The organism is Streptomyces sp. NBC_01298 (genome assembly GCF_035978755.1).
Lineage (GTDB): Bacteria > Actinomycetota > Actinomycetes > Streptomycetales > Streptomycetaceae > Streptomyces.
This window is the reverse complement of sequence record NZ_CP108414.1, coordinates 4,943,349-4,962,614: the sequence shown is the minus strand read 5'-3', so window position 1 is coordinate 4,962,614 and position 19,266 is coordinate 4,943,349. Positions and strand designations below refer to the sequence as shown.

General features: G+C 74.5%; 11 protein-coding genes and 1 tRNA gene. 6 read left to right on the top strand and 6 right to left on the bottom strand.

Going from position 1 to position 19,266, the window contains the following annotated elements:
• Positions 1-66: 66 nt before the first annotated feature.
• Positions 67-1,881: an ATP-binding SpoIIE family protein phosphatase gene (locus tag OG730_RS22500; RefSeq protein WP_327305923.1), complete on the bottom strand. Its 1,815-nt coding sequence runs from the start codon at positions 1,879-1,881 to the stop codon at positions 67-69.
• A 147-nt stretch (positions 1,882-2,028) separates the two neighbouring features.
• Positions 2,029-3,420, bottom strand: coding sequence for an NAD(P)/FAD-dependent oxidoreductase (locus OG730_RS22495; protein ID WP_327305922.1), 1,392 nt, complete (start codon positions 3,418-3,420; stop codon positions 2,029-2,031).
• Positions 3,421-3,765: 345 nt separating this feature from the next.
• On the opposite strand from OG730_RS22495, the gene OG730_RS22490 reads away from it, so the two are divergent.
• Both OG730_RS22490 and OG730_RS22485 read left to right on the top strand, forming a co-directional pair.
• Positions 3,766-4,590 carry a TetR/AcrR family transcriptional regulator gene (locus tag OG730_RS22490; RefSeq protein WP_327305921.1) on the top strand — a complete coding sequence of 275 codons (825 nt, stop codon included), beginning with the start codon at positions 3,766-3,768 and terminating at the stop codon, positions 4,588-4,590.
• A 327-nt stretch (positions 4,591-4,917) separates the two neighbouring features.
• The gene (locus OG730_RS22485) at positions 4,918-6,897 is read left to right on the top strand and encodes a sigma-70 family RNA polymerase sigma factor (protein WP_327305920.1); all 1,980 of its coding nucleotides are present in this window, start codon (positions 4,918-4,920) and stop codon (positions 6,895-6,897) included.
• 859 nt (positions 6,898-7,756) lie between these two features.
• On the opposite strand, the gene OG730_RS22480 is transcribed toward OG730_RS22485, so the two are convergent.
• Positions 7,757-10,057: an asparagine synthase-related protein gene (locus tag OG730_RS22480; protein ID WP_327305919.1), complete on the bottom strand. Its 2,301-nt coding sequence runs from the start codon at positions 10,055-10,057 to the stop codon at positions 7,757-7,759.
• 658 nt (positions 10,058-10,715) lie between these two features.
• Here OG730_RS22480 and OG730_RS22475 point away from each other — a divergent pair.
• The 4 genes from OG730_RS22475 to OG730_RS22460 all read left to right on the top strand — a co-directional run bounded on the left by OG730_RS22475 (position 10,716) and on the right by OG730_RS22460 (position 16,113).
• Entirely contained in the window at positions 10,716-12,335 is a 1,620-nt protein-coding gene (locus tag OG730_RS22475) for an NsdA family TPR-like regulatory protein (protein WP_327305918.1), read from the top strand.
• Positions 12,336-12,416: 81 nt separating this feature from the next.
• Positions 12,417-13,625, top strand: coding sequence for an L-2-hydroxyglutarate dehydrogenase (gene lhgO, locus OG730_RS22470; protein ID WP_327309365.1), 1,209 nt, complete (start codon positions 12,417-12,419; stop codon positions 13,623-13,625).
• Positions 13,626-13,913: 288 nt separating this feature from the next.
• Entirely contained in the window at positions 13,914-14,735 is an 822-nt protein-coding gene (gene trmB, locus OG730_RS22465) for a tRNA (guanosine(46)-N7)-methyltransferase TrmB (RefSeq protein WP_327305917.1), read from the top strand.
• A gap of 43 nt (positions 14,736-14,778) precedes the next feature.
• Positions 14,779-16,113, top strand: a complete 1,335-nt coding sequence (locus tag OG730_RS22460) for a PrsW family intramembrane metalloprotease (protein WP_442814987.1) — start codon at positions 14,779-14,781, stop codon at positions 16,111-16,113.
• Here OG730_RS22460 and OG730_RS22455 read toward each other — a convergent pair.
• The 3 genes from OG730_RS22455 to OG730_RS22445 all read right to left on the bottom strand — a co-directional run bounded on the left by OG730_RS22455 (position 16,064) and on the right by OG730_RS22445 (position 18,861).
• Complete coding sequence (locus tag OG730_RS22455; protein WP_327305916.1) at positions 16,064-17,134, bottom strand: M23 family metallopeptidase; 1,071 nt, start codon at positions 17,132-17,134, stop codon at positions 16,064-16,066. The two genes, OG730_RS22460 and OG730_RS22455, sit on opposite strands and share 50 nt — an antisense overlap.
• Positions 17,135-17,439: 305 nt before the next feature.
• Positions 17,440-18,615, bottom strand: a complete 1,176-nt coding sequence (locus OG730_RS22450; protein WP_442814986.1) for a PP2C family protein-serine/threonine phosphatase — start codon at positions 18,613-18,615, stop codon at positions 17,440-17,442.
• Positions 18,616-18,787: 172 nt separating this feature from the next.
• Positions 18,788-18,861, bottom strand: a tRNA-Met gene (locus OG730_RS22445).
• Between the last annotated feature and the right edge of the window lie 405 nt (positions 18,862-19,266).

The window sequence follows — 19,266 nt, the reverse complement described above, 5'->3', positions numbered from 1 at the left end:
CGGGTATAGAGGTACGGCTGACATGAAGGAGCCCCGGTCCCAGGACCGGGGCTCCTTCATGTCCGGCTACTTGTCCGGCTGCTTGTCCTTGTCCGGGAGGGCGAACTCGCACCAGACGGCCTTGCCGCCGCCCGGAGTGCGGCGCGAGCCCCAGGCCGAGGCGATGGTGGCGACGATGGAGATGCCCCGGCCGGTCTCGTCGGCCGGTTCGGCGCGGCGGCGGCGCGGGAGGTGGTCGTCCCCGTCGGTGACCTCGATGATCAGCCGGCGGTCGGTGCGGCGCAGCCGCAGGCGCATGGGCGGGGTGCCGTGCTGGAGGGAGTTCGCGACGAGCTCGCTGGCGGCCAGTACGCCGAGGTCGCACAGCTCGACCGGGAAGCGCCAGGAGGCCAGGACTCCCTGGGCGAAGGCGCGGGCGCGCGGGGCGGCCTCGACGCCGCCGAGGAGTTCCAGGGCGGCGTTGTGGAAGAGCTCGGCGTCGGCGCCGGTGCGGGCGGGCTGCTGGAGGACCAGCACGGCGACGTCGTCGTCGTGGTCGGCATCGACGCCGAGGGCCCGCATCAGGCGGTCGCAGATCACGGCGGGGGTGCCCTGGGCGCCGGAGAGGGCGCGCTCGAGGGCGCCGACGCCCTCGTCGATGTCCTCGCCGCGGCGCTCGACCAGGCCGTCCGTATAGAGGACGGCGGTGGAACCGGGGCCCAGCGCGATCGTGCCCGAGGTGTGCAGCCAGCCGCCGGTGCCCAGCGGCGGGCCGGTGGGGTCGGCCGCTCGGCGGACGGTGCCGTCCTCGTCACGGACCAGGATCGGGAGGTGGCCGGCGGAGGCGTACGCGAGGAGGCCCTCGTTGGGGTCGTGGACGGCGTAGACGCAGGTGGCGATCTGGCTGGCGTCGATCTCGGCCGCGAGGCCGTCGAGGAGCTGAAGGACCTCGTGCGGGGGCAGGTCGAGGCGGGCGTACGCGCGGACGGCCGTGCGGAGCTGGCCCATGACGGCGGCGGCGCGGACGCCCCGGCCCATGACGTCGCCGATGACGAGGGCCGTCCGGCCGGCGCCGAGGGTGATGACGTCGTACCAGTCGCCGCCGACGGCGGCTTCGGTGCCGCCGGGCTGGTAGGTCGCGGCGACGCGCAGGTCGTCGGGCTGCTCCAGTTCCTGCGGGAGGAGCGAGCGCTGCAGGGTGACGGCGGCCTCGCGCTGGCGGCGCTCGCTGGCGCGCAGCCGTTCGACGGCTTCGGCGTGGTCGGTGACGTCGGCGAGGTGGATCAGGACGCCGGTGCCGGTGTGGGCTTCGGCCGCTTCGTGGTCGGAACCCGGGCCGGTGTCGGAACCGGCGCTGGTCTTGGGGAACTCGATCGGGGTGCACGTGACCGTGTACGAGCTGGTGCCGCCGGGAGCGGTGCGGTTCTTGGCGGTACGCGGCTTGCCGCTGCGCTGGACCTGGTCGAGGAGCGGGAGCAGGCCGAGCTCCCCGAGCTCGGGGAGGGCCAGGTGCGCGGGGGCGCCGGGGGCGCGGGCGCCGAAGCCCGAGGTGTAGGCGTCGTTGACGTAGGCGACGCGGTGCTCGGGGCCGTGCACGAGGGCGACGAGGGCCGGGAGGCGGTCGAGGACGTCGCGTACGGACAGCTCGTCGAGGGAGGGTGCGGGGGTTCCCGTACCCTCCGCGGCGGCCGCGGCGCAGCCGGAACCGGGGGCGGAACCGGTGCCGCGGACCGTGGGGTCGGCGGGGCAGCCGTCCGGGCCGCTCGCGGAATGGCCGACGGCGCCGCGGGCGGCCGGGACCGAGCCCTCACCCCTTTTGGCCTGGGCGGCGGCGTGTTCGGACCGGGCGGCGGCGCGGCGCTGCGTTCCGGGAAACCGGGCGCTCCAGCGCGTGAAGTTCACTGCTTTCAAGCCTCGTGGTGTCGCTCGTGGTCGCTGTGTCACTCGGTGGCGATCGGGTGGCACTCGGATGTCACGCTGATGTCACTCTGTGCAGGTGTGAGCCCACCTATGGTCACACGTCCAGTGTGGCCGACGGGACTGACAGCATCAGCCTTCCTTCTTCTTCGGAGGGTCCTTGGGGCCTCCGCCCGCCGCGAGTTCGAATTCTGCTCTGGGGTGTTCGAGGGATCCCAGGGAGACGATCTCGCGTTTGAAGAGGCCGGAGAGCGTCCACTCGGCGAGCACGCGCGTCTTGCGGTTCAGGGTCGGCACGCGGCTGAGGTGGTAGGCGCGGTGCATGAGCCAGGCCGGGTAGCCCTTGAGCTTGCGGCCGTAGACGTGGGCGACGCCCTTGTGGAGTCCGAGGGAAGCCACGGAACCCGCGTACTTGTGGGCGTACTCGGTGAGGAGTCCGCCGCGCAGGGACGAGACGAGGTTGTCGGCGAGCACCTTGGCCTGGCGGACGGCGTGCTGGGCGTTCGGGGCGCAGGGGACGCCCTTCTCCGGGGCGGTGATGTCGGGGACGGAGGCGGCGTCCCCGGCGGCCCAGGCGTGCTCTACGCCTTCGACGGTGAGGAATGAGGTGCAGGCGAGGCGGCCGCGGTCGTTCTTGGGCAGGTCGCTGGCGGCGAGGATCGGGTGCGGTTTGACGCCGGCGGTCCATACGACGGTGCGGGTGGGGAAGCGGGCGCCGTCGCTGAGGACGGCGATCCGGTTCTCGCAGGATTCGAGGCGGGTCTCCAGGCGCAGGTCGATGCCGCGGCGGCGCAGTTCGCGGATCGTGTACGTGCCCATCTCGGGGCCGACCTCGGGCAGGATCCGGTCGCTGGCCTCGACCAGCACCCACTTCATGTCCTCGGGCTTGACGTTGTGGTAGTAGCGGGCGGCGTAGCGGGCCATGTCCTCCAGCTCGCCGAGCGCCTCGACGCCGGCGTACCCGCCGCCGACGAAGACGAAGGTGAGGGCGGCGTCGCGCAGGGCGGGATCGCGGGTGGAGGAGGCGATGTCCATCTGCTCGATGACGTGATTGCGCAGACCGATGGCCTCTTCCACGGTCTTGAATCCGATGGCGTATTCGGCGAGCCCCGGAATGGGGAGGGTGCGGGAGACGGAGCCGGGGGCGAGGACCAGTTCGTCGTACTCGATCTCTACGGGGCCGCCGCCCTCCTCGTCGGTGGCGAGGGTGGTGACGGTAGCGGTCCGGGCGGCGTGGTCGATGTGCCGGGCCTCGCCGATGACGATGCGGCATTTCGGCAGCACGCGGCGGAGCGGGACCACCACGTGGCGCGGGGAAATGGAGCCGGCGGCCGCTTCGGGGAGGAAGGGCTGGTACGTCATGTAGGGCTCCGGAGTGACCACCGTGACCTCGGCCTCGTCGGCTCTCAGCTTTCGCTGGAGCCGGAGCGCCGTGTACATGCCTACGTAGCCGCCGCCGACGATGAGGATCCGCGTACGGGGCGGGGTACCGGGGGCCGTGCCCCGGGAGTTAGCAGCCTTCACCGTCCCATGACGCAACGTGGCCGGGAGTTTGTCCACAGGCCCGACAAATTGTGTGACCGGAGTGGACGGCGGGGCGAGGTTGTCGGGGGGTGCGGATGGAAGGGAAGGTGCGCAGGTCAGACGGTGCGGAATGTGTGGTTCCGGGGGCTTCGAACGGAAAATTGAGAGTGAATGCTCCGATCGGGCGGTGGTCCGTCCGGGGCTGCCTCTTCTGAATTGACTCTGGCTCAACTATGTTCGTAACTCGTCGAGGAGTAGGACCAGGGCCCTCATGACCGTGGCCCCCCTCGACATGAAGGCGGGGAGTGTCTCCGGGGGGAGACAAATGATTACCGGGGGATATACATGAACATTTCCGATTTCCATGCTTCTGCCACCGCTCTGTCTTCGGCCGCTTCCGCGACCGACAGCCATGGGCGCTTGATGGTCGGCGGCGCCACCACACACGGCGTGGGTCGCTCCACGCCGCTGCGCGTCGACGCACAGCGCAATCTCGAACACGTACTTCGCGCGGCCCGCGAGGTCTTCGGTGAGCTCGGCTACGGGGCTCCGATGGAGGACGTCGCACGCCGCGCACGGGTCGGTGTCGGCACCGTGTACCGACGGTTCCCCAGCAAGGACGTCCTGGTCCGGCGGATAGCCGAGGAGGAGACCTCGCGGCTGACCGAGCAGGCCCGCACGGCTCTCGGCCAGGAGGAGGAGCCGTGGCAGGCGCTGTCGCGCTTCCTGCGCACCTCCGTGGCCTCGGGCGCCGGCCGGCTGCTGCCTCCGCAGGTGCTGCGGGTCGGCGGGCCCGGCGAGGACGGGGTCGACGGGGCGGACGCGGCCGACGGGTCGGCGGCGGCCGGCGAGGCCGCGCGTGTTCCGCACCAGCGTCAGGTCGTCGCGGCCGGTGGAGCGCTCGATCTGCGGGTCGCCGCGGCCGCGCGGACCGGCCTGGACGACGAGCCCTCCGAGGACGCGGGCGCGGGTGAGCTGCTGGAGGTCGTCGGCCGCCTCGTGGACCGGGCCCGGGAGGCCGGTGCGCTGCGCGCCGATGTCACGGTGGCCGATGTGCTGCTGGTGATAGCGACGGCCGCGCCCGCGCTGCCGGACGCGGCGCAGCAGGCGGCGGCTTCCGCTCGGCTGCTCGACATCCTGCTCGAAGGGCTGCGGTCCCGGACGGCTTAGGTGGGGACGGCTTGGGTGGGGACGGCTTGGGTCGGGACGGCTTGGGTCGGAGCGGCTTGGGTCGGAGCGGCTGAGGTCGGAGCGGCTTAGGTCGGAGCGGCGGGCGCCCGGGACGTGTGGTTCGCGGACCGGGTGGCCCGGCGGGTGTGGTGGGCGTCAACCGGTTCCCTGCCCGGGACTCTCGCTCGAACGGGTGAGGCTCCGTACGGCAATTCGTCGGGGCTTGCCCGGATGAGTGGAAGGTGTGGAGACCGGTTCGGCGCGTGCCCGCCGTGTGACACGCTGGATCGGTGTACCGGTTGAGTGTGTCGTGCGAGGGCCTCCGCGATGAGCGTTGACGGGCGGGAAGAGCCACACGGTGGCGCCGGCGGCGAGGTCGATGCGGGCAGCCTGCCCGCGCGACAGGTCCCGGCGCAGCGCGAATCGGGCGGCCGGCACGCCGCCGGGGCGAGTGGCGAACTCCCACCGTCCGACGGGGACTTGATCGCCCGCATGCGAGGGGGCGACGACGGTGCCTACGAGGAACTGTTCCGCCGCCACTCCGATGCCGTGCGCCGCTATGCCCGTACCTGCTGCCGCGACGGGCACACCGCCGACGACCTTACGGCCGAGGTGTTCGCGCGGACCCTCCAGGCCGTACGGGGCGGGGCGGGTCCGGACCAGTCGGTGCGCGCCTACCTGCTGACCACCGTGCGCCGGGTCGCCGCCGCCTGGGCGAAGACAGCGAAGCGGGAGCATCTGGTCGAGGACTTCGCGCTGTTCGCGGAGCAGGCCTCCGGCTCCGGCGACAGCGCGGTCGGGCTGCCCGGCCGCGCGGGCGACGACACCCTCGAACTGGGCGCCGATGTGCGGGCCATGCACGAGGCCGAGCAGACCCTCGCGATGCAGGCCTTCCGCAGCCTGCCCGAGCGGTGGCAGGCCGTGCTCTGGCACACCACCGTCGAGGAGGCCTCGCCGAGCGCGATCGCCCCGCTCTTCGGGCTGAGCGCGAACGCCACCGCGGTACTGGCGAGCCGGGCCCGCGAGGGCCTCAAGCAGGCGTACCTCCAGGCCCATGTGAGCACCGCGCTGAGTTCCGGCGGGGACTGCGCCCGGTACGCCGACCGGCTGGGGGCGTACGCCCGCGGCGGCTTGCGGATGCGGGCCGAGCGGGGGCTGCGCAAGCACCTCGAAGAGTGCGCCCGGTGCCGGCTCGCCGCGGGTGAGCTCAAGGACGTCAACGCGGGCATTCCCGCGCTGCTGCCGGTCGCCGTCATCGGGTGGTTCGCCGCCGGGTACGCGGCCAAGGCGGCAGGAGTGGTGGCCGGCGGGGCCGTCGCCGCGGGTGGTGCCGGGGCCGCTGCCGCGGCCGCCGGTGCGGGCGGGTCGACGGCCGGAGCCGGTGCCGCCGGGGCCGGAGCCGCCGGTGGGGCTGCTGGTGGGGGCGGGGCCGGCGGGGTCGGCGGAGCCGCGGTTTCGGAGGGGCTGGGGTTGCCCGCCAAGGCGGCCATCGCCGCCGGGGTCGTGGTGGCCGCGGCCGCCGGCGTGGTGTTCGCACTGGCCGGTGACGACACCGCCCCGGCCGTGCGCGCGAACCCGGCGCCGGGTGTGGCCGTACCGGTGCCGCGGGCTCCGGCCCCCGCCGCGCCGGAGCCCGGGCCGTCGCGGGCGGAGCCGCCGGCGGCGCGGGGATCCGTACCGCCCCCGAGGAAGCAGACGCCGCCGGTGGCCGCGGCGCCGGCCGCGCCGACGCCCTCGCGGAGTCCGCAGCGGTCCTCGCCCGCTCCGAGTCCGAGCCGGGCCCCGACGCCGAAGCCGAGTCCCACTCCGAGCCCCACGCCCAGTCCTGTGCCGCCCCCCAAGCCGACGCCGCCCAAGCCGCCGCAGGCCCCGCAGGGGTTCCGGCTCTCTTCCCTCGGGCAGTCCGCCTACGGGAGCCACGACGGCCCCGAGATCGAGACCTGGCGCAGCAGTTGGGTGTGGCAGCGATGGGGGCCGGTGATCGGCGGACAGCGCTACACGCACGGGATCACGGTCAACTCCCGGTCCTCCGTGGAGATCACCCTCAACCGGAGCTGTTCCGTCTTCTCGGCACGGGCCGGTGTGGACGGCATGTCACTGCTCACGGACGGCACCCTCCGCTTCTCCGTGTACGCGGACGGGCGGCGGCTGTGGCAGTCCCGCGCCCTGGGGTACGAGGACCCGGCGGCGAACGTGTCCGTCTCCCTCGCCGGGCACAAGACGCTGCGCCTGGTCGTGGAACGCGCGGAGGGCGGCCGCCTGCCGGCGCTGGCGAGCTGGGCCGACTCCGTCATCAGCTGCCGCTGAGGCGATGGCGGTCACGACCGCCATGGGCGGGGAGCGGTGCGCGCCGTCCGTGCCGCTACCCCGGCCGGGGGCGCCGCCTGCGGGCCCGACCACAGTGCCGAGCTCACGGCCGGCGGGGCCGCCCGGACCGGCGCAGGCCGCGAGGCGGGCCCGGCAGCTTCCCGGCGGGAGCCGGAGCGGACTCAGGCCGGGGCCCGAAGCCGGGCCGGATCAGGCCGGAGCCGGGGTAAGGCAGGAGCCAGGCCGAAGGCCGGGCGAGTCCGGAGCCAGAGCCGGGCCGGGTCCGAAGGCTGGGCCGGACCCGCAGGCCGGGCCAGGGACAGGGCCCGGCTGGACCGAAGGCCGGACAACCGGAGGCAGAGCCGGGGCCGGATCCGAAGGGTGGGTCGGGGGCAGAGTCGAAGCCGACCCGAAGGCAGGACCGGAGCCGCAGGCCGGGCCGGGGGCTGGGCCGGGCCCGAGGCCGGGGGCAGGGACGGCCGGAGGCAGGGACGGAGCACGGCTGGACCGAAGGCCAGGCGGCCGGAGCCTCGGTAGTGACGGAGCCAGGCCGAAGGCCGGGTGGGCGTACCCGGATCCGAAGGCTGGGCCGGGGGCAGAGTCGGGCCCGGGCGCGGCCGGACCCCAAGGACCGTGCAGCCGGGGGCACGGCTGGACTCGAGGCCTGGCGGCCGGAGACAGGGCCGGACCCGCGAAGACCGGGCCAGGCCCGGGGACAGCCGGAGCCGGGGCAGGGCAGGGCCAAAGCCCGGCCCGGGGCCCCGCCGGGGACACCGCGCGAGCCGGGGCAGGCCTGAGTCGGAGCCGAAGGCCGGGGCACGGTCTGCGGCGGGGGTGGGGCGGGGTTCGGGGCTGGGGGTTAGGACAGGGCCGGGCGGCGGAGGGGGACGCCTGTGGGGACCGCTCTGCGGCGGGGGGTGGAGGTGCCGGTCCAGCAGGTGCCTCGGCGGGCCAGGAGGCGGGTCAGCCACAGTTCCATCGAGACGAGTTCGGCGATGCCGTCGAGCGGGACCGGGCGGCCGTCGGCCGCGTCCATGAGGGCTTGGCGGACGACCCGGGCTTCGATCAGGCCCGCGTCCGCCAGGAGCGGTGACGCGAAGAGGGTCAGGAGGTGCGGGAGGGCCGCGCGCAGCCCCAGGCGGGTCGCCGATTCGTTCGGGGCGTGGGCCGTCGCGCCCCACCCCGCGGGGAGGTCCCGGACCCCGGCCGAGGACAGGACCCCGCGCAGGACCGCCGCCCGGGCACCGGGCTGTACGCGCAGGGATTCGGGCAGGGCCCGGGCGGCCCGTACGACCTGGTTGTCCAGGAACGGGGCGTGCAGTCGCTGGCTGCGCACCTCCACGGCCTGCTCGAAGACCCGGTGGTCGGCGGCGTGCCGGGCCAGGACGGCGCGGGCCCGGGCCTCCCCGGGGCGGAGGGAAAGGGGAGGCCGGCCCGCGGCGGCGCTGAGGCGGATCGATACCTCGGCCAGTGCCTCGCCCGTCAGCCAGGCCGCCGCCGGGCCCGGCCGGGACCAGGTCAGGGCCGCGAGCGAGGCGTCCACCGGGGAACAGTGGCCCGGGGCCGGGATGCCGTCGCGCAGCCGGGCCGCCGCCGCCTCCATGCCGGCGCGGTACGGCGTACGGGCCAGGCGGCGGGCGGCCGCGTACACGGTGAGGGGGACCAGGAAGGGGACGAGGGGGGAGTCTCCCTCGGACGGGGCGGAGCGGGCGAGGGCCAGGGTGGGGCGCAGCAGGTGGCGCCGGCGCCGGTCGAGCAGGAGGTCGGCGAGCCGGGCGGGGTGGGCGTCGAGGACCTGGCGGGCTCCGTGTCCGGTGAAGTGGTCCGCCGAGCCGGCCGCGAGGCGGCGGCGCTCGCGGGCGGCGGAGACGAGGGAGGGGCCGGGTTCGTCGGTGAGCGGGCCTTCGAGGTCGGCGTAGGGGAGGGCTTCCTCGGCGGCGGCCACGACCACGTGGTGCAGGCGGGGGTCGGAGGCGATCGCGTGGGCGCGTTCCAGTTCGGGTTCGCGGCCCCGGGGGGTGGCCAGGTCGTTGAAGGTGACGGCGAGGAGGCGTTCCCCGGTGCGGCCGAGCAGGGCTCCGGGTGCGCCCGGGAGGCCGGCCGCGAGCAGCGCGAGGGTCGCGGAGGCGCTGCCGCCGGAGAGGTCCGCGCCGACTCCGGGGACGGGCGCGGGGGCGCCGCGCGCGGCCCGCCGGTCGGCCGGGCCCATTCCGGGGACGGGTCCGGGGTCGTAGGGCAGCGTCTCGGGAGCATGCCGCGGAGCCGTGAGCCGGGCGCGCACCGCGTCGACCAAAGCTTCCCGTACGCCCTCCACCGCGAGCTCGGGGTCGGCGGTGGGGGCGGCCACCGCGAGGGAGGCCACCGGCTCGTACCCGGTGATCTCCCGCGAGCCCTCGCGCAGGATCAGCGCGTGTCCGGGCGGGATGCGGCGTACGCCGACGTACGGTGTGCCGTCGCCCAGCGCCTCCGGGCTGTCGGGGCAGGCCAGCAGGGCGGCGAGATGGCCGATGTCGAGCTGCGCCTCGATCAGGTCGGCGAGTGGGAGGGCGGCGGTGGCGTACGCGGTGCCGCTCGCCCAGGGCGTGTAGAAGACGGGCCGGGCGCCGGCCAGGTCGCCGACGACCGTGATGCGGCGGCCGGCCTGGACCACGGTGGTGTAGCTGCCGGGCCACTGGGTGAGGTGGCGCAGCGCGCCGCCGCGGGCGGCGTAGAGCGCGCGGCGCAGTTCCGCGTCGGTGGCGCCGCAGCAGCCGAGGACCGCGAGGCGGGTGAAGGGGTCCGCGGGATCGGCGGTGAGGGTGCGGATCTCGTCCGGGCGCCAGTCCCCGACGGCCCACAGGGGGTCGGGGTCGCCCCAGAGGAGCTGGGCGCCCACGGGGACCACGGTGCGGTCGGCGTCGGCAGCGCCCGGTTCGTCGGGGTGGCCGGCGTCGGCGAGGCCGCCGCGGACGGGGCCGTCGCCCCACGCGTCGGGGGCGGAACCCGAGCCGTAGGAGCCGTAGCCGTTCCCGGAGGTGTATCCGTTGCCCGAGCCGTTGCCCGACCCGTTCCCCGAGCCGTATGCGCCCTGGTCGGAGGCGTGCGCAGCGCCGTGCCCCGCGACCCGTCCGGCCGTGCCGAAGCTCGCGGCGATACTGCTCCAACCCACCAACCAGCGCACCGCCGCCTCCCCAGCCCGTGGGCACCTGACCGGGGTGCGAACCGCGCGGCCGGCGCTCTGGGCGCGGGCCGGAGGGACCCCGGGTGGCTCGGGGTCCATGCTGCCACGAGACAGGCGTGCGGGAGTGGGTAAGGGGGGCGCACGTATAAACGAACACGCCCCGGCCATGCGGTATTTGGCGTTCCGTTCCGACCGCCCCATAGGTCGGTTTCGGCCATTCTTCGGCCGTACTGAGAGCCCTGCGCGGAGCCCCGCGCGCGGCCCCGCGGGCCAACCGCACGGCCCGCCCGGCGGTGCGCGGCCCGGGGGGCGGGATCCACCCCCCGGGCCGTTCCGCCACCCGCGGGGATTGAGGCAGCGGCATCCCCCGGCCCGCCCGGTCCACGCGGCGGGCCGACCCACGCACCGCACATCGAATCGCCGGGCCCCCGCAGCGGCCAGAGCGCACGGGCGGGCGCACGGCCACACGGGTGGAGCACGCGCTGACACGTGCGCCCGGCCCCGGGCACCCGCCCGACTGTGCATACGGACAACAATCCCGCCATACGGAACAGGAGCCCTTAACGCTTGGGAGGCGGGGAACTACGCTGGGTTTACGAAATGCCGGGCGCCTATGCCCCGGCGGCGTCTGCGTTCCGCGTGTGACGAGGGGTGGCGCATGTCCAGGGAGCTCCGCGAGCCCAATGAGAAGCTCGGCGCCGTCCTCGCCCTCGCGGGCATCAGCAACGCGGGGCTGGCCCGGCGGGTCAACGACCTCGGCGCTCAGCGCGGCCTGACCCTCCGCTACGACAAGACCTCGGTGGCCCGGTGGGTGTCGAAGGGGATGGTGCCGCAGGGTGCCGCCCCGCACCTGATCGCGGCCGCCATCGGCGCGAAGCTCGGCCGGCCCGTGCCGCTGCACGAGATCGGGCTCGCGGACGCGGACCCGGCGCCCGAAGTGGGGCTGGCCTTCCCGCGCGACGTCGGCGCGGCCGTGCGCTCGGCCACGGACCTCTACCGGCTCGACCTCGCCGGCCGCCGCGGGGGTGGCGGGATCTGGCAGTCGCTCGCCGGTTCCTTCTCCGTATCGGCCTACGCGACGCCGGCCTCGCGGTGGCTGATATCTCCCGCCGACAGCTCGGTGGCACGCGAACCGGTGGCGCGCGAAGCGGTCCCGGGCGCGGCCCCGCCGGAAGGCCTTCCGGCGCCGCCCGGCGCCCGTGTCGGGGGTGTGCCCGCCCAGCCTTCGCACGAAACGCCGACGGTCGCGCGCCCGACGACGCCTGCCGAGCGCGCGACGACGCCTGCCGTGCGCGCGACGACGCCGACCGTGCGCGCGACCCCGCAGGGCGCTCCGGCCGCGCCCGACGCCGGGGGCCCGCAGCGCGTGGGCCACAGCGATGTGACCAAGCTGCGCGAGGCCGCCGAGGACGCCCGCCGCTGGGACTCCAAGTACGGCGGCGGCGACTGGCGTTCCTCGATGGTGCCCGAGTGCCTCCGGGTGGACGCCGCGCCCCTGCTGCTCGGCTCCTACACCGACGAAGTGGGCCGCGCGCTCTTCGGCGCCACCGCCGAACTGACCCGGCTGGCCGGCTGGATGGCCTTCGACACCGGACAGCAGGAAGCCGCCCAGCGCTACTACATCCAGGCGCTGCGCCTGGCCCGCGCCGCGGCCGACGTACCGCTCGGCGGGTACGTGCTGGCGTCGATGTCCCTGCAGGCCACCTACCGGGACTTCCCGGACGAGGGCGTGGACCTCGCGCAGGCCGCCGTGGAACGCAACCGGGGCCTGGCCACCGCGCGGACGATGAGCTTCTTCCGCCTCGTCGAGGCCCGCGCGCACGCGAAGGCGGGCGATTCGGTGGCCGCCGGGGCGGCGCTGAGGGCCTCCGAGGGCTGGCTGGAACGGGCCCGTGACGGCGACGCCGACCCGACCTGGCTGGGCTTCTACTCGTACGACCGCTTCGCGGCGGACGCGGCCGAGTGTTACAGCGACCTCAAACTCCCGCGCCAGGTAAGGCGTTTCACGGAACAGGCACTGTCCCGGCCGACGGAGGAGTACGTACGATCACACGGGCTGCGGCTCGTCGTGAGCGCGGTGGCCGAGCTGGAGTCCGGAAACCTCGACGCGGCGTGCGCGGCGGGAACCCGGGCGGTCGAGGTCGCCGGGCGGATCTCGTCGGCCCGGACGACGGAGTACGTACGGGACCTCCTGCACCGGCTGGAACCGTACGGGCACGAACCGCGCGTCGCCGAACTGCGCGAGCGGGCCAGGCCTCTGCTGGTAACCCCGGCATAGGCCCCGCGTGGCCCCGCTGTCAGTGGCGGGGTGCACTATGCAGGGGTGGGAGGTGTCAGTGTGGGCGGCGGCGTGGACGGCATGAGCAGACTGGGCAGGCTGGACTGCGATGTGCTGGTGATCGGCGGCGGGATCGTCGGCTTGTCGACGGCGCATGCCCTCGCGGGGCTCGCTCCGGGGACCCGGGTGGTCGTCCTGGAGAAGGAGGACGGCCCCGCGCGGCACCAGACGGGCCGCAACAGCGGTGTGATCCACAGCGGGATCTACTACAAGCCGGGCTCCCTCAAGGCGCGCTTCGCGGTGCGCGGCGCGGCCGAGATGGTCAAGTTCTGCGCGGAGCACGGCATCCCGCACGAGGTGACGGGCAAGCTCATCGTCGCCACCGGGCGGGACGAGCTGCCGCGGCTGCACGCGCTCGTGCAGCGGGGCCGGGAGAACGGCATCCCGGTGCGGGAGCTGGGGCCGACGCAGATCTCGGAGTACGAGCCCGAGGTGCGCGGGCTCGCGGCGATCCACGTGGGGACCACGGGGATCGTGGACTACGGACGGGTCGCGCAGCAGCTGGCGGAGTCCTCGGGTGCGGAGATCGTCTACGGCGGTGCCGTCGATCTGATCTCGCGGCGGGCCTCGGGCATCGCGGTGCGGACGAGCAGCGGGCTGGTCGTGCGCGCGCGGGTGCTGGTGAACTGCGCGGGGCTGCAGTGCGACCGGATCGCGCGGCTGGCCGGCGACGACCCGGGGATGCGGATCCTGCCGTTCCGGGGCGAGTACTACGACCTGGCCCGGCCCGAGCTGGTGCGCGGGCTGGTCTATCCGGTGCCCGACCCGGCATTCCCCTTCCTCGGTGTCCACCTGACCCGGGGCATCGGCGGCGGGGTCCACGTCGGGCCGAACGCGGTGCCGGCGCTGGCGCGCGAGGGGTACGGCTGGGGCGTGGTCCGGCCGCGGGACCTCGCGGACGAGCTGGCCTGGCCGGGATCCTGGCGGATGGCCGCGCGGCACTGGCGGTACGGAGCCGGTGAGGTGCGGCGGTCGCTGTCGAAGGCGGCGTTCGTCGAGGCGGTACGGAGACTGCTGCCGGCGGTGCGCGCGGAGGATCTGGTGCCCGCGGCGGCGGGGGTGCGGGCGCAGGCCGTGCTGCGGGACGGGGGGCTGGTGGACGACTTCCTGATCCGGGAGGGGGAGCGGACGGTGCACGTGCTGAACGCGCCTTCGCCGGCGGCCACCGCTTCGCTGCCCATCGGGCGGGAGATCGCCGGGCGGGCGCTCAAGTCCCTGCGCGGCGCGTAGCCCTGCGGGGGCTGGCCTCGGTCCCGACCGGCTGGCACCCGGTTCACCGCTGCGCGGGGCTGTCGCCTGCGCCGGAGCGTGGCTGCGGGTGTGCCGCTGCGCGGGGCTGTCCCCTACCCGCCCTTCCACCGTTCCCAGGGCTCTGCCCTGCCCCGGAAAGCCCCTGGGGCTCCCGCCCCAGACCCCGGTCCTCAAACGCCGGACGGCTGAAATGACCAAACCCAGGCAACGGCGCCGCACGGCACGCGAACGGCCGCGTCGGCGGGGCGCGCGTAGAATCCGGGGATTGTGTCTGAGTCTCTGAGTCCCCAGAATCCCGCCGCCGAGCCCGCGCCGGAGGCCACCTCCGCCTACGTGCCTCCGAAGTGGCGTACCGAGCCCCGGTTCCCCGACGGGCCCGCGCCCGACCCGGCGGGATCGCATCACGAGCGGCGGATCCGGAGCTTCCAGCCCCGCCGCAGCCGGGTGACCACCGGGCAGGGCGAAGCCCTGAAGCGGCTCTGGCGCACCTGGGGGCTCGACATCGACGGGCATGACGTGATCGATCTGAAGGAGATGTTCGACGGGCTCCCCGTCGTGCTGGAGATCGGCTTCGGCATGGGCGAGGCCACCGCGCAGATGGCCGCCGCCGACCCGGGCACCGGGATCCTGGCCGCCGACGTGCACACCCCGGGGCAGGGGAACCTGCTCGCCCTCGCCGAGCGGGGCGGGATGACCAATGTCCGCGTCGCGAACGGGGACGCCATCATCCTGCTCCGCGAGATGCTGGCCCCGGACTCCCTCGCCGGGCTCCGCGTGTACTTCCCGGACCCGTGGCCCAAGGCCCGCCACCACAAGCGGCGCCTGATCCAGCCCGAGTTCCTCGCGCTGGCCGCCACCCGCATGGCGCCCGGGGCGATCCTGCACTGCGCGACCGACTGGGAACCGTACGCCGAGCAGATGCTCGAAGTACTGACGGCCCAGCCGGAGTTCGAGAACACGCAGGCCGACGGCGGTTACGCACCGCGGCCCGACTTCCGGCCGCTCACCCGCTTCGAGGGGCAGGGCCTCGACAAGGGGCACGTCGTACACGATCTGCTGTTCCGGCGTACCGGTAACGCCCAGAACTGAGGACATCACTCCGCGTGTCGGGTCCGCTCGGTAGAGTCATCATGTGCTCCGAGCGACCTGGCCGCCCCGGCTGCCGCACCGCGTGCCGCGTACCGCCGGCGCCGTGCGCACGTACGTGCTCGTCGCGCTGCTCGGTGCCTGCGGCATCGCGATCCTGGAGCTCGTGCGCGAACAGACCGGTACGCCCGGCTTCTTCGTCGGTCTGGGTCTGGCCCTGCTGCCGGTGGCTCCGCTCGTCGCCGCGTTCCGCTGGGTGGGGCGGGCCGCGCCGCATCCGTGGGCGCAGCTGTCGTTCTGCTTCGGCTGGGGGGCCTGCGCCGCGGCGCTGATCGCCATACTGGCCAACAGTTTCGCGACCCAGTGGATAGCTGCGGCCACCGCCGATCCCTCCGACGCCGACCAGCTCGGCTCGGTGGCGATCGCCCCGGTGGTCGAGGAGAGCGCCAAGGCGGCCGCCCTGCTGCTGGTGTTCCTGTTCAGGAGACGCCAGTTCACCGGCCCCTCCGACGGTTTCGTGATGGCCGGTTTCACCGCCACCGGCTTCGCCTTCACCGAGAACATCCTCTACCTCGGCAACGCCTTCGGCCAGGACGCCCGGAACGGCACCGGGGTGCTGAACTCCGTGACGGCCGCGACGTTCTTCGTGCGGGGCGTCATGTCCCCCTTCGCGCATCCGCTGTTCACCGTGGCCACCGGTCTCGGCTTCGGCGCCGCCGCGCTCGCCGTGCGCCGGACGCGCCGGATCGGCCTGCCGCTGCTCGGCCTCGCCTCGGCCATGGGGCTGCACGCGCTGTGGAACAGCTCCTCGGACCTGGGCGAGTCCGGGTTCTACGTGGTCTACGGGTGCGTGATGGTCCCGGTGTTCGGGCTGCTGGCCTGGCTGGCCGTGTGGATACGGCGCCGCCGACTGCGGGCCGTCGCCGGGGAGCTCGCCGTGTACGCGGCCGCCGGCTGGCTGAACCCGGCCGAGGTCCCCGCGCTGGTGTCGATGCCCGCGCGCTCCCTGGCCCGCGCGCTGGCCCGGAGCACCGGGGGCCGGGCGGCGGGGCGGGCGGTCGCCCTGTACGAGGCCGATGCCGCGGCCCTGGCCCTGCTACGTCACCGGGCGCGCAGCGGCGGCCCCGGCCGTGAGCCGGACTTCGCGTGGCGGGAGCGGGAGTTGCTGCGCCGGCTCTGGCTGCGCCGCGCGACGGCGGGCCCGGCGCTGTCGCGGGCCGCGGTGCTGGAGGACCTGCTCCCGCCCTGGTTCGACCCCCTGCGGCCGCCGGGTCCCCCGGGCTCGCCGGGCGGGCCGGCGCTGGCCCTCGTAGCGGACGGGGTGCCGGGTCCTAGACGTTCAGGCCCCGTGCCTTCAGCCATGTCAGCGGGTCCACCGTGACGCCGCCCTGGCGGACTTCGAGGTGGAGGTGGGGGCCGGTGACGTTGCCGGTCGCGCCGACCCGGCCGATGGTGTCGCCCCCGGCGACGGAGCCTCCGGTCACCGACATCGAGGACAGGTGGCAGTACCAGATCTCTGTGCCGTCGGGGAGCTCCAGCACGATGCGGTAGCCGTACGCCCCCGACCAGCCGGCCGAGATGATCTTGCCGGCGCCGACCGCCTTGACGGGGGTGCCGGTCGGGGCGGCGAAGTCGAGGCCGGTGTGGTGCCCGGAGGACCACATCGAGCCGGAGTCGCCGTAGTGCGAGGTGAGGGTGTAGGCCGAGGTGGGCAGGAAGAAGGAGCCGGCCGACCGGGCGGCCGCTTCCGCCTTGGCCTTGGCCTCGGCGGCCTCCTTGGCCTCCTGCGCCTTGCGGGCTTCCTCGGCCGCGGCCTTCTCGGCGGCTGCCGCGGCCGCCTTCCGCGCCGCCTCCTTGGCGGCCTGGGCGTCGCGGGCCTGCTGGGCCGCCGTCTCCTGCGCCACCCGTTCGGCCTCGGCCCGCTCCTGGGCCGCGGCGGCCTCGTGCTGGGAGTCGGCCTGCTGGAGGATCCGGCTGCGCAGCAGCTCGCCCGCGTCGGAGCGGCGGTCGGCCTGCTGCGGGATGATCCCCGACCGGGCCGGCTCGGCGGAGCGCGCGGTGGCGGTGTCGGAGTCCGCGGTGGAGTGGTCCGCGCCGCCCAGGGCCTCGGGGAGGTCGCCCAGGGCATCGGGGAGATCGGGCAGGGCCGGCAGCGACGGCAGCGATATGGCGACCTGGGGGCGGTCCTGCGCGGTGGCGATGCCGCCCGCGCCGACCGCGGCGATCACGCCGACGCCGAGGACGGTGGAGGAACGGGCCAGTCCTCCGCGCTGCTTGAGCACGCGGTGCTTGCCGCGCGGCGGCCGGGCGGAGTCCTCGGTGGGGTTCCACTCTCCCCAGGCTCCGGCGGTGGGCTGCTCCTGGACGTCGATGCCTTCAGGGGCAGGCGAGTTGGAGGCCACCGGGGCACACTCCTCATGGGCGAGCACGCGCACGGTGCCGTCTCTTGCGACGGCTGGGACGACCGCTCTGCGTTATCGAACGGTAATAGAGAAGGGGGAGTGATTCCAAGCAGTTGCGATTGATCGTTCACGACAATCAGCCACCGCCCGCACAACTCTGGCCAGGACTTCTCGCCACACTCAGGGACCAACTCGGGCAAAAATCAGCCCTCCCTGCCGCCCCTTGCGCCACATCTTCACAATGATGGTTCGTCAGCTTGCTTGCCGAGCGCGCCGGTTCGGTCACGCTGCGTTCCCTTTCGGACTCAGTCCCCTTTCGGGACCACCCGAACCGTCCGCCGCCGGCTCGGCTGCCCCGCCCCCGGCCTGGCCACCGCCAGCAGGGCCATGTCGTCCGTCGCCGCGCCGCCCGTGTGCCGGCGGACATCGGTGGCGAGCGCGCTCAGCAACTCGTCGGGCCCGGGGAACACCCGACCGCGCAGCCGGACCGCCGGATCGTAGAAGGCCCCGCTGCCGTCCCGGGCCTCGGTCAGCCCGTCCGTGTACAGGAGCAGCGTCGCCCCCTCCGGGAAGGGCCACTCCTGCACCCGGTCGGGCCAGCCGCCCAGCTCCCCCATGCCCAGCGGCAGCGCCGGCTCGACGGGGGCCAGCTCCGCGAGGCCGCCGTTCGCGTACAGCAGCAGCGGTTCGGGGTGGCCCCGGTTGACGAGCCGCAGCAGGCCGGCGCCCGCCGGGATCTCACCGAGCACGCACGTGGTGAACCCCTCCACCGCGTCCAGGCTGTCGCGCCGGTTCCCCTCCCGGGCCAGCGCCCGCTCCAGCCGCCGCGCCACCCCCTCCAGGGTGGGCTCGCTCTCGGCCGCCTCCCGGAACGCCCCGAGCACCACGGCCACGGCCTCGACCGCCCCGAGTCCCTTCCCCCGTACGTCGCCCACCGCGAGGCGCACGCCGTAGGGGGTGTCCTGGACGGCGTAGAGGTCGCCGCCGATGAACGCGTCGGCCTGCGCGGCCTCGTACGACGCGGAGACCTGGAGGCCCGCGATCCGCTCGGCGGGCGTCGGCAGTACGGCGCGCTGAGCGGCTTCGGCGATCCCGCGCGCGGAGGCGAGCTGCTCCGTACCGCGCCGCACGACGATGTTGATCAGGGTGGCCAGCCCGGAGACGGTCAGGACGGTGGCCAGCTCGGTCATGGCCTCCACCTTGAAGGTGGTGCCGTTGTAGAGGTGCAGCACGACCACGGCGAGGGTGGCGAGGATCCCGGTGAGGACGGTGGCCCGGAGGCTGAACAACGGGGCCGCGATGAGCGGGGCGGCGGAGAAGAAGGGGGAGCCGGTGAAGCTGGGCGGGGTCAGCACGTCGAAGAGGAAGCCGAGGACGATCAGGGTGCCCGGAAGCATTTTGACGATCCGCCGGATCAGGGCGCTGCCGGCGACCGCGCCGAAGACGCGCTCGCCCCTGCCCTGCCGGCCCAGCCCCACCACGCTGCTCTCCTGCCGCCCGGTCCGCCTCGCCCCCCAAGGCTGGCGGCACGAGGGCCCGTACGGCGACTCGGGCGCGACCGTTCGAGTGACGGGGAGCCGCACCACGGAAACCGCGCACCACGGAAACGACGAAGACCCGGCCCCCCAAAGGGGACCGGGTCTTCGTACTGAGTAGCGGGGGCAGGATTTGAACCTACGACCTCTGGGTTATGAGCCCAGCGAGCTACCGAGCTGCTCCACCCCGCGTCGGTAAACCCAACTCTACGCCATCCGGGGGGAGCCCCCCGCCAATTACCGCCCGCGCCACCCCCGATCAGCACATCACCGCAGGTCAGAGGCGTTAAACCGGCCTGCCGACGGCCCGGGTAGAGGCCGACCGGGACTCCGGTCACCAGACCGAGGAGGGGTGCGCGCGCGACGGAAGCCGGCAGGCCGACGGGCCGGGCCCGGAAACGACTGAGCGCCCCACCCGGTCGGAACCGGGTGGGGCGCTCAGGAGCAGGTCAGAGGAGGTGTCCCCCGCCTGCGAGCAGTAGGCCATGTCGGACTCGAACCGACAACCAACGGATTAAAAGTCCCGGCAAGATCATGCCAGGCCATCCCGCTCGGTCCGCCGGGGTCCGGCGATGCCTGGTCAGAGAGCTGCACCAT

What these genes read in the sequence shown, in the direction of transcription:
- OG730_RS22490 (WP_327305921.1), top strand. Translation starts at nt 3,766, where the DNA reads ATGAACATTTCCGATTTCCATGCTTCTGCCACCGCTCTGTCTTCGGCC.
- OG730_RS22485 (WP_327305920.1), top strand. Translation starts at nt 4,918, where the DNA reads ATGAGCGTTGACGGGCGGGAAGAGCCACACGGTGGCGCCGGCGGCGAG.
- OG730_RS22475 (WP_327305918.1), top strand. Translation starts at nt 10,716, where the DNA reads ATGTCCAGGGAGCTCCGCGAGCCCAATGAGAAGCTCGGCGCCGTCCTC.
- lhgO (WP_327309365.1), top strand. Translation starts at nt 12,417, where the DNA reads ATGAGCAGACTGGGCAGGCTGGACTGCGATGTGCTGGTGATCGGCGGC.